The organism is Paraburkholderia sp. BL23I1N1, assembly GCF_003610295.1.
Taxonomy (GTDB): Bacteria; Pseudomonadota; Gammaproteobacteria; order Burkholderiales; family Burkholderiaceae; genus Paraburkholderia.
On record NZ_RAPV01000001.1, the window covers coordinates 6,679,666 to 6,692,895 of the forward strand.

General features: G+C 61.3%; 12 protein-coding genes. 6 read left to right on the top strand and 6 right to left on the bottom strand.

Going from position 1 to position 13,230, the window contains the following annotated elements:
- Nucleotides 1-12 precede the first annotated feature (12 nt).
- On the top strand, nucleotides 13-1,473 hold the full coding sequence (locus B0G76_RS31195; protein WP_120295884.1) for an efflux transporter outer membrane subunit: 1,461 nt from the start codon (nucleotides 13-15) through the stop codon (nucleotides 1,471-1,473).
- A gap of 57 nt (nucleotides 1,474-1,530) precedes the next feature.
- Here B0G76_RS31195 and B0G76_RS31200 read toward each other — a convergent pair whose 3' ends face one another.
- Nucleotides 1,531-2,424 carry a hypothetical protein gene (locus tag B0G76_RS31200; RefSeq protein WP_310793957.1) on the bottom strand — a complete coding sequence of 298 codons (894 nt, stop codon included), beginning with the start codon at nucleotides 2,422-2,424 and terminating at the stop codon, nucleotides 1,531-1,533.
- Nucleotides 2,425-2,857: 433 nt separating this feature from the next.
- On the opposite strand from B0G76_RS31200, the gene B0G76_RS31205 reads away from it, so the two are divergent.
- From B0G76_RS31205 to B0G76_RS31225, 5 genes are all read left to right on the top strand, one after another.
- The gene (locus B0G76_RS31205) at nucleotides 2,858-3,136 is read left to right on the top strand and encodes a hypothetical protein (RefSeq protein WP_120296935.1); all 279 of its coding nucleotides are present in this window, start codon (nucleotides 2,858-2,860) and stop codon (nucleotides 3,134-3,136) included.
- Nucleotides 3,133-4,182 (top strand): multidrug transporter subunit MdtN, encoded by a 1,050-nt coding sequence (gene mdtN, locus B0G76_RS31210; protein WP_120295886.1) that lies wholly within the window; start codon nucleotides 3,133-3,135, stop codon nucleotides 4,180-4,182. Before B0G76_RS31205 ends, mdtN begins: the two co-directional genes overlap by 4 nt.
- Nucleotides 4,163-6,208 (top strand): FUSC family protein, encoded by a 2,046-nt coding sequence (locus B0G76_RS31215; protein ID WP_120295887.1) that lies wholly within the window; start codon nucleotides 4,163-4,165, stop codon nucleotides 6,206-6,208. The genes mdtN and B0G76_RS31215 overlap by 20 nt, the downstream gene beginning before the upstream one ends.
- Nucleotides 6,195-7,775, top strand: coding sequence for a TolC family protein (locus tag B0G76_RS31220; RefSeq protein WP_120295888.1), 1,581 nt, complete (start codon nucleotides 6,195-6,197; stop codon nucleotides 7,773-7,775). The genes B0G76_RS31215 and B0G76_RS31220 overlap by 14 nt, the downstream gene beginning before the upstream one ends.
- Before the next feature lie 167 nt (nucleotides 7,776-7,942).
- Complete coding sequence (locus B0G76_RS31225) at nucleotides 7,943-8,974, top strand: SGNH/GDSL hydrolase family protein (RefSeq protein WP_120295889.1); 1,032 nt, start codon at nucleotides 7,943-7,945, stop codon at nucleotides 8,972-8,974.
- 136 nt (nucleotides 8,975-9,110) lie between these two features.
- On the opposite strand, the gene B0G76_RS31230 is transcribed toward B0G76_RS31225, so the two are convergent.
- The 5 genes from B0G76_RS31230 to B0G76_RS31250 form a co-directional block, all read right to left on the bottom strand.
- On the bottom strand, nucleotides 9,111-9,878 hold the full coding sequence (locus B0G76_RS31230; protein ID WP_120295890.1) for an ABC transporter ATP-binding protein: 768 nt from the start codon (nucleotides 9,876-9,878) through the stop codon (nucleotides 9,111-9,113).
- Between the two features lie 37 nt (nucleotides 9,879-9,915).
- The gene (locus tag B0G76_RS31235; protein ID WP_120295891.1) at nucleotides 9,916-10,629 is read right to left on the bottom strand and encodes an ABC transporter permease; all 714 of its coding nucleotides are present in this window, start codon (nucleotides 10,627-10,629) and stop codon (nucleotides 9,916-9,918) included.
- Nucleotides 10,626-11,315, bottom strand: a complete 690-nt coding sequence (locus tag B0G76_RS31240; protein WP_120295892.1) for an ABC transporter permease — start codon at nucleotides 11,313-11,315, stop codon at nucleotides 10,626-10,628. Before B0G76_RS31240 ends, B0G76_RS31235 begins: the two co-directional genes overlap by 4 nt.
- A gap of 65 nt (nucleotides 11,316-11,380) precedes the next feature.
- Nucleotides 11,381-12,154, bottom strand: a complete 774-nt coding sequence (locus tag B0G76_RS31245) for an ABC transporter substrate-binding protein (protein WP_120295893.1) — start codon at nucleotides 12,152-12,154, stop codon at nucleotides 11,381-11,383.
- 385 nt (nucleotides 12,155-12,539) lie between these two features.
- On the bottom strand, nucleotides 12,540-13,148 hold the full coding sequence (locus B0G76_RS31250; protein WP_120295894.1) for a LysE family translocator: 609 nt from the start codon (nucleotides 13,146-13,148) through the stop codon (nucleotides 12,540-12,542).
- Between the last annotated feature and the right edge of the window lie 82 nt (nucleotides 13,149-13,230).

A 13,230-nucleotide genomic window follows, 5' to 3' on the forward strand; every position in this document is an offset into this window, starting at 1 on the left:
GAGAACACGATCATGAAACAACTCGCTTTACTGTGTTCGCTCGTGCTGTGCGGCTGCGCGGTGGGACCGGACTTCCAGGCGCCCGCCGCGCCGGACACGCAAACGTATACGCATCACGCAGAGGCATCAGGCACGGTGTCTTCCGACGCCACGCCCGGATCGGCGCAAACCTTCACCACCGCGGATTCCGCCATGCCGATGTGGTGGCAGCAGTTCCGCTCGGAACCACTCGACCGGCTTGTCAAGCAGGCGCTGGATCGGAGCCCGACACTCGCGCAAGCGCGCGGCAAGCTGATTGAAGCGCGCGAGAACTACAACGCTCAGGCCGGCGCGACACAATTTCCGAGTGTCGACGCCAGTATTTCCGGGACCCGGCAACAAGTCGATCTAGCTGCTTTCGGTATTCCGCATGTCGAGAATCCGGGGCCGTTTTCGTTATTCAACGCCTCTGTGAGCGTGTCTTATACGTTCGATATCTTTGGTGGCAATCGTCGCGCGCTCGAAGCAGCGTTGGCGCAGGTCGACTACGCGGCATTCCAACTCGATGCGGCGCGACTTTCCATTGCCGGCAACGTGGTATCGACAGCCGTGCTGCGCGCTTCGTTGCAGCAGCAGATCCTGCTGACCCAACGTCTCGCCGATGCGCAGGCGCAGCTGTTGTCGATTATCGAAGCGCGGTTTGCCGCCGGCGGCGTCTCGCAGCTCGACGTGAACAGCCAGCGCACGCTGCTTGCGCAGGCACGCGCATCGCTGCCGCCCCTCGCGACCCAGCTCGCCCAGGCGAATCATCAACTCGCGATCCTGGTTGGCGTCGCGCCGTCGAAAATAGATTTCAGCGAAATCACGCTCGCTTCTCTTAATCTGCCCAATGACATACCGGTCACGCTGCCCTCCACGCTCGCGCGGCAGCGGCCTGATATTCGCGCGTCTGAAGCGTTATTGCATCAGGCTAGTGCGAATGTGGGCGTGGCAACGGCAAATCTGTATCCGAAGTTTTCTTTATCGGCGGGAATAGGTTCTGAGCGCACCAGTATTCAGGACATCGTGAGCGGACTGAATATCTGGAATGTCGGTCTGAACCTCACGCAGCCGATTTTCCACGGTGGCGAACTGCACGCGAAGAAGCGTGCAGCGCAAGCCGCTTACGAAGCGGCGTTCGCCGGCTATCAGCAAACCGTCCTGCAGGCACTGCAACAGGTCGCGGATGCACTTGCGGCGCTACGCAACGACGCCAGCGAACTCCGTGCCCGTAACGAGGCCGCCGTGCAGGCACAGGCCAACCTCGATATCGCGCATGCGCAGTATTCAGCAGGAGGCATCAGCCGGTCGAGCCTGCTCGATACGCAACGTCAGGCGCTGCAGACCGCCTTGGACCAGACGCGCGCGCAGGCTGCCCGCTTGAGTGACACAGCGGCGCTGTTCCAGTCGTTGGGTAGCAGCGAGGATGGAGTGATGGTGGGAAGCGCCCCGTGATAGCGCGGCAAAACGCAGGCCACGGCAAGCTGACGCGCGCCGTGGCCCTGAACCGTCTTACTGCTTCGACAGTTGACCGTAGGCGATCTCCGAGTTATCGGCTGCCTTGATCAGATAGATGATCGTCCGGCGATACAACGTCGTGCTGCCGGTAACGGGCAGGAACGTGATCGCCGAGCTGCCCGAATAGGTCACGCCCGAATGCAATCCGCAGGTGCTCGTCGTGCCGGTCAAGGTCATCGTGTAAAGGTTCTTGTTCGAACCCGGCGTGGTCAGCGCCAGCGTGCCCGTCACACCGCAACCGAGAATCGAGCCAGTAACGCCGCCGGCATTGTCGACCGTGATCGACGTCGAAGTTTGTGCCCACGTACCCGCGACACTCGACTGGGTGACCGCGAGCGCATTGGCCGGATCGTACTTCAGCGAGAGATTCACGGTGCTGCTGTTAGCCACGTAACTGCCCGCCAGCGTCTGGTTCGCGGCATACGTCCCGCTGCCCGGTGTCGCCGTGTAGCGGAATCCACCGATCGTCTCGAAGCCGCTGACCAAGGTCCAGTTCGGCGTGGCGGTGGAGATCGCCCCGAAGAATGTCGACGTGACGATGGTGAACAGGCCGTTGATGTAAGAGAGGTTGCTGGCCGGGTCCACGAAGGCAGTCATATTGGTCGTGCCCGATTGCGTCCAGATGCCTTCGGAGCCGTTGCCCGCGGTAGCCGTCGAACCGGCCTGCGGGGACGTCAGACTCGGCAGTGCCTCACCCGTCAAGGCCGGCGCCGGCGACGACGCGGCCGCGGGTGCGCTGGCGGCGGCCGGCGAGCTCGCGGCAGCCGGCGTGCTGGCCGACTGGGCCGTCGCCGTGCCGTTATCGCCGCCTCCGCCACCACCGCACGCGGCAAGCGTCAATGAACCCAGAATGGAAACGAGTAGAAGTGATTTTGATTTTTCTTTCATTTTCATTTTATTAGTTTGAGATGCGGACTCTCAAGGCCGCAATATGATTAGTTGGATCTCGATATACCCCGCGCAAAATCGCGCATTCCTGTAAACGGCAGTAATAGAAAAGTCTTTAGCAATTATTGAAGAACCGCTTTTCAGCAATACAGGCTTGACGGACGGCACTTTTTTTGATTCACGCCGGCACTGGTAAGATGCCTAATATTCGTAACGCATATCACGCGCTCGCCCCAAATACGAATATCCATATGAATATCAATGATTTGGAACAGATAATCAGCCGGCACACCGGAAAAAGTCGAAACGAAACGGGCGCGCTGGTAAAGTGCCCGTGATTTCGTTGCTCCCCTAACGCATTCACTCACCTCGCGACGCCACAATGCCGCTCAAGACAAATCCCGCAGGCGCCCGCGCCTCGACCGTGCCGCGCATGCCGTGTCTTCCGGCCGTCGCGGCCGTCGTTACCCTCAGCCTGTCCTTGCAAGGGTGTACGCTGCGCGGTGCGCCGTCGTATGAAATCTTCGGCGCCTACTTTCCGCTCTGGCTGCTGAGCGCGGTAACCGGGTTCGTCGGCGCGCTCATCGCCCATCGGATCTTCGTTTCCACGGGGTGGGCGCGGATCGTCCCGTTTCAACTCTCGGTGTGCCTCGCCATCGGTCTGACGGTCGCGGTGCTCTTCTGGCTTTCGGGAACAGGACAGCTCTTATGAAAATCGCCGGCTTGCGTAAAGCCTCTGTCAAAGGCCGCGTGATCGCGGGCGTCATCGTCATTCTTGGCGTCGCGACGGCCTGGTACGGCTATGATCGGACCACCCGGTTTCCCTCAACAGACGACGCAACGATCGACGCCGACGTCGTGCACGTAGCGTCACCCGTCGGCGGGCGAATCATCCGTCTGCCCGTGCAGGAGAATCAGCGGGTCGCAAAGGGCGACGTGCTCTTCGAGATCGATCCTGTGCCTTATCGGCTGGCGGTCGCGCAAGCCCAGGCCGACCTCGAACTGGCTCGCGCGTCGCTCGAAACGCGGCGCAAGTCGATTGTCGGCGAGCGCGCCAATGCAGTCATCGTCGGCGACCAGACCGGCAAGGCGGCGCACAACTACGAACTGGCCTCGCGCACCGTGCAGCGGCTCACGCCACTCGTGGCGAAGGGCTACGTGCCGGTCCAGCAACTGGATCAGGCGCAGGTCGCACAGCACGACGCGGCGTTGTCGCTGAAACAGGCGCAGGAGCAGAAGCAGGCCACCGCACAGACAATTGGCGACGAAGCGGACGCCGTCGCCACGGTGCATGCGCGCGAGGCCGCCCTCGCGCTCGCGAAGCGCGGCCTCGACGACACGATCGTGCGCGCGCCGCAGAATGGCTTCGTCACGGGCTTATCGGTGCTGGCCGGCGAGACGATCGCGCCAAATCAGTCGATTTTCACGCTCGTTCACGCGGACGAATGGTTCGCCGTCGCCAACTTCCGCGAAGGGGCACTCGCGCGGATCCAGCCGGGCGATTGCGCGACGGTCTATTCCATGATCGACCGAAGCCAGGCGATTCGCGGCAAAGTGGTCGGCATCAGCGCCGGTGTGGCCGATACGGACCGGATCAATCTGCCGCGCACCTTGCCGATCGTCCAGCAGTCTGTGAACTGGGTGCGGGTCGCCCAGCGCTTCCCCGTGCGGGTGCGGCTCGACGAGCCGGCCGCCCGGCTGGTGCGAATCGGTGCAAGTGCGATCGTCGAGGTTCGGCATGGCGCAGCCTGCCGGTGAACTGGCCCGCCCGGGCGTCGCGGATATTCTGAAGCTGCTCGCGCCGTACCCGGGGCGCGCGGCCATGGCGACCCGCATCGCGCTGATCTGCGCGTTGACGGCGCTCGTGACGAGCGCAAACGGCACGCCGGAAGCCGCGATCTCCGCCTATGTCGTGTTCTTTTTGAGCCGGGCCGACCGGGCACTGAGCGTCGTGCTCAGCACAGCATTGCTGGTGCTGGTCACGGTGATCCTCGGACTGGTCACGGTGGTGGCCATGTTCTCGCTCGACGACCCCATGTGGCGGGTTGCGTGCATCACGGGATTATCGTTCGGACTGCTGTTTGTAACTTCGGCGAGCAAGCTGCGGCCGGTGGGCGCGATCCTCGCGATGATCGTCGGCTTTGCGCTTGACGAACTCGGCAGCGTACCGTTCGGCGAAGCGGCGACGCGCGCCCTGCTCTACGTCTGGCTGATGGTCGCGATTCCGGTCAGTGTCTCGATCGCGGTCAACCTGTTGATCGCGCCGTCGCCGCGCAAGCTCGCGAGCCGCGCGCTGGCGAAGCGTCTGCGGATCGCAGCCCGGAGCCTCGCCGAACCCGAGGCGACGGCCGACGCCCTCGGCGAATGCCTGCGCGAGGGCGACGCGGAAATCGGCACATGGCTCAAGCTCTCGGTGGCCGAAGGGTCGTCGGTGCGTGACGATGTCGGGCCGCTGCGGCAGGCCGTGTCATCGACACTCGCGATTCTGGTCTCGGCCGATCTGGCAGCCAGCGAACCGTCGGGGCGGCTGCCGGCATCGTTCGCCGCGCCGATTGCGGAGACGCTGAAGAACATGGCCGGGATGCTCGAGGCGGGCGGCTATCCGATCGACATCGAACTCAAGCTGCCTGATGTGGCCGAACTGATGCCGCTCGCGCGACTCGTTGTCGAAAATCTGCGGGATGCGATCGTCCGTTTTGCGATGGTTGAAACGCAAGCAGTAGTTGAAGGCCAAGGCGAAGTTAAAACCGGCCCGCGAACGGATGCACGCACCCAGGCTCAAGTCGAAGCCAGCACCACGCCGCCTGCAGCCAAGGGCGGTGGGTTCTTCCTACCCGATGCATTCACCAATCCCGACCACGTCCGCTACGCGCTAAAAACCACCGTGGCGGCAATGTTCTGCTATCTGCTTTATTCGCAGATCAACTGGCCTGGTATCCACACCTGCTTCATCACGGTCTATATGGTGTCGCTCGGCACCACCGCCGAGACCGTCGAGAAGATGACATTGCGGATTACCGGCTGTCTCGTGGGCGCGCTCCTCGGTACGGCGGCAATCGTGTTTGTGACGCCGGTGCTGATGTCCGTCGCCGGGTTGATGGTGCTGGTGTCGCTCGGTGCGTGGCTGTCGGCGTGGATCGCTTTTGGCTCGCCACGAATTGCCTATGCCGGCTTCCAGATCGCCTTGGTGTTTTTCATGTGCGTATTGCAGGGCGCGGCGCCTGGCTACGATCTGACGCTCGCGCGGGATCGCACGATCGGGATCCTGATCGGTAATGTGGTCGTCTATCTGGTGTTCACGCGCGTCTGGCCGGTCACCGTGGCCGCGCGCATCGACACCGGGCTCGCCGCGCTGCGGCAACAGTGGCAACGACTCGCGGCGCTGCCTGATGCCGTCACGCGCCGGGCACAGGCCGCGAGCGCCATGGCGCAATGCGGCGCGCTGGAACAGGACCTCGCGCTGATGCATTACGAGCCGTCGTGGGTTCGACCCGAAGCGCAGTGGATCGCAGAACGCCGCAACGCGCTGGCCAAGCTCGACGCGCTGGAAGGACCGATGTTTCTGCTCGCCGAGCAACGGCCGGGCGATGCGGCGGTTGCAGGCTGGCTTGAGCGGGCGGTGGGTGAAGTCGTGGTGTCGGCAGATGCGGCCTTACCGGAAGCAACAACCAGCGACGACACACGCACTGCTTTGCTAAATCTCGGCTACGCACGCCTCACTCAACTTGAACACGTTGCGTCGAACGACGCAGCGAAGGAACTCGCGACCCATGCGCCGGCTTAACCCTTCATTCGCACTGGCGATCCTGGCCGCAGCGGGTTTGACCGGATGCGCCACGTCGTCGCTGGACATGGCGCCGGACAGTCCCGATCGTCCGTGGCAACCGCAAACGGACTCGACGGGCGCCATCGTGCCTGGGCCGGCGGCATCCGCTAGCTCGGCTGCATCAACTCCATCGGCTAACTCGTCCACTACCACACACAACTACCAACTTCCCGCAAACCCCGCGCTCGCCGCCGTGCCGCCTCCGCCTGCACTGGAGCAATCGCACGCCTACAACCTGCCCGAACTCATCGATCTGGCCGAATCGGCGAACCCACTAACCCGTATCGCCTGGAACGACGCACGCAACGTAGCGCTCGCCGCCGGCATCGCGAAGAGCGCCTATCTGCCGCAATTGTCGGTCGCGGCGATGGGCCAATACGCCGACCTCCACGGATCGAACACATCCGTGTTCGGCGATTCGTCGGCCACCGCAACGGGGCACGGCATGACCTCGGTGGTCGCGCTGCAATGGCTGCTGTTCGATTTCGGCGGACGCGCCGCGCGCGTCGAGGCCGCATCGCAGGCATCGGTGATGGCGAACATCGGCTTCACCGCGGTCCATCAGCAGGTGATCTTCGACGTCAGCGTCGCGTTCTACGCGTACCAGGCCGCGCGTGCCCGCATCGTCACGACGCAGCAAGGACTCGACAACGCCGAAGCGATCCTCGCCGCGGCGCAGTCGCGCTACAAGCATGGCGTCGGCACCGTCATCGAAGTAGCGCAGGCCAATCAGAATCGCGCGCAAGCCAGGCTCGCGCTCGTTCAGGCCCAGGGCGCGGAAAGCAACAGCTATCTCGCGCTGATTGCCGCGATGGGGATATCGCCTCTATCGAAACCCAGGATCGCCGAAATGCCAGCGCACACGCTCCCAGCCATGACGAACGATTCGATCGAGCAGATCGTGTCGTCCGCCATCGCCCGACGCCCGGACGTGTTGAGCGCCTATGCCGCCGAACGGGTCAATCTGGCGAAAGTGAAGGCGGCCGAGTCGGACTTCATGCCGAAGGTATTCGTCTCGGCAAACGGCGCGTACAACACCGGCAGTTCGTCGATTTCGGCAGTCCCGGCCATCGGCCAGCAATTGCCGACAGTGAACCTGAGCGGCGGCCGTTATGGCGGCAGCGTGATCGTTGGGGTAGCGATTCCGCTGTATGACGGTGGCTTGCGCTCGGCGGTGCTCGCGCAGGCGCGCAACGACGCCGATAGCGCCTCGACCCGCCTCACGCGAAGCCGCGAGGAAGCGGTCCGGCAAATCGTTGCGGCGCAGAATACGTTGCAGACGAGTCTTGCCGCGCAAGCCGCGGCCAAAGAACTGCTTGCTGCGGCGCAAACCACGTACAGCGCCGCGTTCGACGCCTATCGGCAAGGGGTCGGTTCGGTGACCGACGCGCTGCTCGCGCAGAATCAATTGCTCGCAGCGAAAAACGCGGACGCGGATAGTTACAGCAGCGGTTTGTCGGCTGCGGCGGCGCTGGCGCTGGCGACCGGGTCGGTCGAGTCGATTCCGATGCGGGACAATTGGTGACCGGAGCGCGCACACAGTGGCATAGATAGCCGGGCCACGGCAGTGCATGTTTTTTGCTTGATGACGGTACATGCGGAAGCTACCTGCGGCAATCGTAACAGGCAGGCATGACGACATGCCGCCGCACATCAGGGCCACCGCCCAGGCCGACCCGCGATGGAGGACCTATGCGAGCAATCCATGACACGGTATGCACGGTACGTATTGCAATTCTTGCCGGGGTGATTTCACTGCTTACCGCATGCGGCGGACATGGAGGCGATTCGAGTGGCGGCAGTGGCACAGCCCCTCCCCCGGGCGGCGTCAATCTGCAAGTGGTCTCGTTCGGCGACAGCCTCTCGGACGTCGGGACCTTTGCGCCGATCGCCAGCGCGGTTGGCGGCGGGCGTTTCACGACCAATCCGGGACAGGTGTGGACCCAGAACGTGGCGCAGTACTACGGCGGCACGCTAAGCGCTGCGTTTACGATCGACATCACGCATAAATTGACTGCGCAAAACGGTCTCGGCTATGCCGAGGGCGGCGCCACGGTGGCAACGCCTGCCAACCTGTACGACTTTCTTACCGACGTAATCGGCAATATCGAAATGCCGGTCAACCAGCAGGTGTCGAGCTATCTGAACACGCACGGGAGCTTCAATTCCAGTCAACTGGTGCTGGTCTGGGCCGGCGCAAACGACGTGCTTCGCGCCGGTTCGCTGCCGGCCGCGGCGCCCACCATGCAAACGGCGGCAACCACCCTTGCTCAGGTTGTTGGGCAGATCGTTCAGAACGGCGCCACGCATGTTGTGGTGGTCAATGTGCCGAATGTCGGCCTCTCGCCCAAAGGCATCGCCGCGTCCGACGGCGGGGCCAATCTGACCCAGCTATCGCAACTCTTCAACCAGGACCTGAACGCTGCCTTGCAAGCCGATGGCCTGCAAGGCAAAGTGATCCAGATCGATTCTTATACATGGGTTGACCAGATCATCGCGAACGCTCAGGCCAACGGCTTCGCGGTGACGAACACCGGCCAGGCGTGCGACCCCACGAAAACGCCGGATGACACATCGCTCCTGTGCTCACCGGCAACCTATGTGACGGCCAATGCCGACCAGACCTATATGTTCGCCGATGACCTTCATCCGACGACACATCTGCATGCGCTATTCGCCAAGTATGTGGAGCAGCAGATCGCCCTGAGTGGACTGGGTCACTGAGCGGGAATCACAGTAGAACTTAGCGTATCCGTTACTTTCGCCACGGACGGATCTCCGATGAGGCCATTGCCGCTCTCGATCCGTCCTGCAAAGCATCTGCAAGCATGCGTTTCGCGCGTCGACCGTGACGCTGGCGTCATTTCAGGCTGCCGGCAAGAAACTGCCCCAGCCGTTCGCTTTTCGGATTGACCAGGATCTCTCGCGGGTTCCCTTCTTCTTCGATTTTGCCTTTGTGCAGAAAGACCACGTGATTCGACACGTTGCGAGCGAATCCCATTTCGTGCGTGACCACGATCATCGTGCGCCCTTCTTCAGCCAACGCCTGCATGACTTTCAACACTTCGCCGACCAGTTCCGGGTCAAGCGCCGAAGTGGGTTCGTCGAACAGCATGACTTCGGGCTCCATTGCCAGTGCGCGCGCAATCGCCACCCGCTGTTGCTGGCCGCCGGACAGATGAGCCGGATATTTGCTTTCCGTGCCGGCCACGAGTCCGACCTTGGCCAGGTATTTGCGAGCCCGCGTCTCCGCTTCGGCCCGGCTCAAACCCAACACGCTCACGGGCGCTTCGATGATATTTTCGAGCACGGTCATGTGTGCCCACAAGTTGAAGTGCTGAAACACCATCGATAGCTTGGCGCGCATTTTCTGCAGTTGCTTGCGATCGCTCACTTGCAATGCGCCTTTTCTGTCCCGCTTCGTCTGGATCTCTTCCGCGTCGACGGTGATACGCCCGGAACAAGGCTGCTCAAGAAAGTTTATGCAACGCAAAAACGTGCTTTTCCCCGAGCCGCTCGAACCGATGATGCTGATGACATCGCCGGCCTTTGCCTTGAGCGAGACGCCCTTCAGAACCTCGTTGTCACCAAACTTCTTGTGCAGGTCGTCGACAGTCAGCTTATACATTCTCAATACACTCCATCTTGGCTGCGGGTAGCCGGGTTCAATGCCCTTGCGGCTTCAGAAAGGCCAGCAAGCGTGTTTCCATCCGGCGAAACGCCCAGACCAGCGTAAAGACGATGGCGGCATACAGCAGGGCGGCAATGCCGTATGCCTGGAAGGAAGCGTAGGTTGCGGAGTTGACGTCGCGCGTCACTTTCAGAATGTCGGGTACGGTGGCGGTGAAAGCGAGCGTTGTTGCGTGCAGCATCAGAATGACTTCGTTGCTGTAGTTGGGCAGCGCTCGCCGCAACGCGGACGGCAGGATAATGCGGGTGTAGAGCTTGAATTTCGACATGCCGAAGGCCTGGCCGGCCTCGATCTCGCCATAAGAGGTCGCCTTGATCGCGCCGGCAAAGATCTCCGTGGCGTATGCGCACTCGTTCAGCGCAAACGCGAGAAGCGTGCAATTCATCGCACTCCGGAAGAAGGCGTCGAGCAGTGCGTGCGAATGCACGACCTGGAGGCTGTAGAGACCGGTATAGCAGAGCAGCAGCTGAACATAGAGCGGCGTGCCGCGAAAGACATACGTATAGAGCCAAACCGGTCCGGAGATGAAGCGGTTACGCGAGGAGCGCGCCACGGCCAGGGGAACGGCGAGACCGAAACCCAGTCCGATCGATGCGACGAGCAGCCACAGGGTAATGACAAGACCGGTGTAGTGATAGCCGTCGGTGTACAGATAGTTTTGCCAGTATTGCCTGACGAGTTCAATCACAGCGCTGCCCTCCGGACGCCCATCGAGTAACGCTTTTCCAGCCAGATCAATACCAGGTTCGATACGGTGGTGATCACCAGATAGATCGCACCGGCGGTCAACGTGAAGAAGAAAAACTGCAACGTACTCTTGCCCGCATCCTGCGACGCCTTGACCACGTCGGAGAGGCCGATGATCGAGACCAGCGCGGTGGCCTTGACCAGCACCTGCCAGTTGTTGCCGATACCGGGCAGTGCGAAGCGCATCATTTGCGGGAACATGATCCGGCTAAATACGCGCCATGAACTCATGCCGTAGGCGAAGCCTGCCTCGAGTTGCCCGCGAGGCACAGCGAGAAAAGCGCCGCGAAATGTCTCGGTAAAGTAGGCCCCGTAGATAAAACCCAGCGTGATGACGCCGGCAATAAACGGGTCGATGTCGATCTGATCGACACCCAGCGAGTCGGTCAGATCATTGAGCAGGATCTGAATGCCGTAGAACAGCAGCAGCATCAGAACGAGGTCGGGAACCGCGCGAATCAGCGTCGTGTAAATCGTGCCGATGCGGGACAGCACGCGGTTGGGCGACAGTTTCGCCGCCGCACCGCCAAGACCCAGCAGAAACGAAGCGCCTAGCGACAACATCGCCAGCTTGATCGTTTCCCACATGCCCGCAAGAAGTAGCGGGCCAAACCCGTGAAATAACATGCCTAGATATCCTTGATGGCGAGGCGTTTGATCGCGGCGGCGGAGAAAAGTGCCTGGGCTACCGCTCAGCTGCCATAGACGTCGAAGTCGAAATACTTCTTCTCGATCTTCTTGTAGGTGCCGTCCTTGATCATGTCGACGATGGCCTTGTCGACCTTCACCTTCAGATCGGCGTCTTCCTTGCGCATGCCGATGCCCGCACCATTGCCGAGCACCTTCTCGTCGACGATATCCTTGCCCGCGAATGCGAAGCCCGTGCCGCGCGGCGTCTTCAGGAAGCCGATTTCAGCCTCCACCGCGTCTTGCAGCGAAGCGTCGAGGCGCCCCGAAAGCAGGTCGGTATAGACCTGGTCCTGGTTCTGGTACGGCACGATCTTGGCGCCCTTCGGCTCCCAATAGGTCTTCGCGTACGTTTCCTGGATCGTGCCCTGCTCGACACCGATGGTCTTGCCGGCCATCGCCTGCGGCGTTGGCAGCAATGACGAACCCGCCTTTGCGACGAGGCGCGTCGGTGTGTTGAACAGCTTCGCCGAGAAGGCAACCTGTTCCGCGCGCTGCGGCGTCATGGACATCGACGACAGCACGCCGTCGAACTTCTTCGCTTTCAGCGCCGGGATCATGCCGTCGAAGTCGTTTTCGACCCACACGCATTTGGCCTTCAGACGCGCGCAGATTTCGTTGCCGAGATCGACGTCGAAGCCGACGAGCTTGCCGTCCGTAGCCTTTGATTCAAACGGCGGATAGCTGGCATCCACGCCGAACCGGACAGTCGACCAATCTTTTGCATACGCACCGGTTGCAATGGCCGCAAGCGCGACGCACAGGACTAACTTCTTCATAAACTCTCCAGAGGCGATCTTCGAGGCGCTGAACGGTGCAGGAGGTGAACCGCCTCCAAGCCGTGAATTCTGCCCATCGATGTTGTATAGACATGGTGATTTTCTTTTTCGTCCGCGCTTGCATCACCCGATGTTGTCTAGACATCATGGTAGGAGTCGACTTTGAACCATGCAACTAGGGTTTGCGCGTATGATGCGCGATTTACGCTCGAATTAATGGGATTTTACAAACACATTCAACAAGTTTGTCGATCGCGGTTGCTATGCAAGTTAGCTAAGTTGTATATACATAAAAGGCTTACTGGCTATCGTATTGCTGTATAGACAGGCACCTCATCGGCGAAGATTTGAACGGCCGCCGCATGGGTATCCGCAGTCTCCGGTTTCAGCCGAACGCGACATAAGCCGCCACGAGGATCATGCAGAGGCCGAAGACCCATCCCTGAATCCGCATTGCCCGCGCCGATCGAAACCGGCGAAGAATCAACCGACCGCCAACTATCCACGGCAAGTGGCAAGCCACACACACGACAAGAAACGCAACCGCGAGTTGGAAGACCTGTGCCGGGAGCGCCTGAGCCGGATCGAGAAACTGGGAGAACATCACCAGGATCATCGAGTGAATCTTGGGATTGAGGATCACGGAAAGAAATCCGTCTCCGGCACGAAGCCGCACACTGCCCTCTTCGCTGCTGTTTGCCGATTCGGCCGACGAACGGAAGAATCCCCAGGCTAGATAGAGCAGATAAGCGGTGCCCGCCCACTTGAGCACCATCTGGAATTCAGGGTGGCCATGCAGTGCCTTCCCCAAGCCCATTCCATAGATAAGACACAGCGCCACGTTCGCCGTCTCGAAGCCGGCCCAGAATGGAATCGAACCGGCCACGCCGAATCGACCACCGGCGGTCGCGAGAACCGTATTGCCGGGACCGGGACTCACGACCATGGGTACGGTGTAGCCAAAAAACAGGATCCAGATGTTCCATGAAATCATGAATAAACCTCACGTCGGCAATAAGTGGGGGACAGCGCGTCCGTCCAGGGACTGTGATTAGAAGCGACTTCCTCCCGGGTCA

Excerpts from the sequence above, each read along its gene's own strand:
- B0G76_RS31195 (WP_120295884.1), top strand. The coding sequence starts at position 13 with ATGAAACAACTCGCTTTACTGTGTTCGCTCGTGCTGTGCGGCTGCGCG.
- B0G76_RS31200 (WP_310793957.1), bottom strand. The coding sequence starts at position 2,424 with ATGAAAGAAAAATCAAAATCACTTCTACTCGTTTCCATTCTGGGTTCA.
- B0G76_RS31205 (WP_120296935.1), top strand. The coding sequence starts at position 2,858 with ATGCCGTGTCTTCCGGCCGTCGCGGCCGTCGTTACCCTCAGCCTGTCC.
- mdtN (WP_120295886.1), top strand. The coding sequence starts at position 3,133 with ATGAAAATCGCCGGCTTGCGTAAAGCCTCTGTCAAAGGCCGCGTGATC.
- B0G76_RS31215 (WP_120295887.1), top strand. The coding sequence starts at position 4,163 with ATGGCGCAGCCTGCCGGTGAACTGGCCCGCCCGGGCGTCGCGGATATT.
- B0G76_RS31220 (WP_120295888.1), top strand. The coding sequence starts at position 6,195 with ATGCGCCGGCTTAACCCTTCATTCGCACTGGCGATCCTGGCCGCAGCG.
- B0G76_RS31225 (WP_120295889.1), top strand. The coding sequence starts at position 7,943 with ATGCGAGCAATCCATGACACGGTATGCACGGTACGTATTGCAATTCTT.
- B0G76_RS31230 (WP_120295890.1), bottom strand. The coding sequence starts at position 9,878 with ATGTATAAGCTGACTGTCGACGACCTGCACAAGAAGTTTGGTGACAAC.
- B0G76_RS31240 (WP_120295892.1), bottom strand. The coding sequence starts at position 11,315 with ATGTTATTTCACGGGTTTGGCCCGCTACTTCTTGCGGGCATGTGGGAA.
- B0G76_RS31245 (WP_120295893.1), bottom strand. The coding sequence starts at position 12,154 with ATGAAGAAGTTAGTCCTGTGCGTCGCGCTTGCGGCCATTGCAACCGGT.
- B0G76_RS31250 (WP_120295894.1), bottom strand. The coding sequence starts at position 13,148 with ATGATTTCATGGAACATCTGGATCCTGTTTTTTGGCTACACCGTACCC.